This is a genomic window from Pseudomonas weihenstephanensis (assembly GCF_001043055.1).
In the GTDB taxonomy this organism is placed as follows: Bacteria; Pseudomonadota; Gammaproteobacteria; order Pseudomonadales; family Pseudomonadaceae; genus Aquipseudomonas; species Aquipseudomonas weihenstephanensis.
Genome location: NZ_JYLF01000027.1, coordinates 1 through 829 on the forward strand (window position 1 = coordinate 1; position 829 = coordinate 829).

General features: G+C 62.4%; 1 pseudogene. It reads left to right on the forward strand.

The window, feature by feature from the left end:
- Positions 1-829, forward strand: a pseudogene (locus tag TU86_RS22055) (RHS repeat-associated core domain-containing protein); the annotation flags it as partial.

Genomic DNA, 829 nt, shown 5'->3' on the forward strand with positions numbered 1-829 from the left:
CTGAAAATGCTGTTGCAGAAAAACGTGGCCCACAAGTGGCCATCGTGCCGATCAGTGCTATCGACATTAAAGACGTGGCCAGCGGCGCGGCGGTGTTCGATGCCTGGTTGCAGGAAGTCAGCGGCGGTATGGTCACGCTGGAACGGATTCAGGGCGTTGCCGGGGCCTTGCCCGTGGTTGGCAACATCATGGCGCTGGTGGATGCGCTGGGCGATGTGGTCACGCTGACCAAGACCGAAAAGCGCGACCTGCTGCTGTGGGCCAGTTTGGCGATCAACCTGATTGGCGTGTTGCCGCTGCCACCGACCATGGCGGCGGCGCGCATGACCCTGCGCCCGACCCTGCACTTGGTGCGCCAGGAGATGCGCTCCACCACCAAGCTGATGCTCAGTGCCTCGGTCATCGAAATTCTGGTCGGCCACCTCAACGCGTCCATCGTCGGCAGCCTGGATGACTTTGTCACGCAGGCCAAAGCCAAGTTGCCCGACATCCTCGCGGATGCGGGCAAGCTCGGCGAAGACGTACTTAATGAAATCGCCAAGGGGCTGGAGGCCGCGGTCAACGGCACGCTCGATGCCGGTGGTGATCTGGAGGCGGCCGGTACGCAAATCAGCGCGGCCGGTGATCAACTGCTGCATGACCCAAAAGCGGCGATCAGCAACATCTTCGGGGGCTTGTTCAGTGCCTACAAAGCCGCTGGCAAAGGCATGGCCAACAGCGCCACGCAGCACCTGCTGCCCGACGACATCAAGCAGTCGGTCCTGACCCACACCGCTCAACTGCGGGCCATGGGGCCAGAGCTGCGCACGCAACTGAACAAACTCACCGC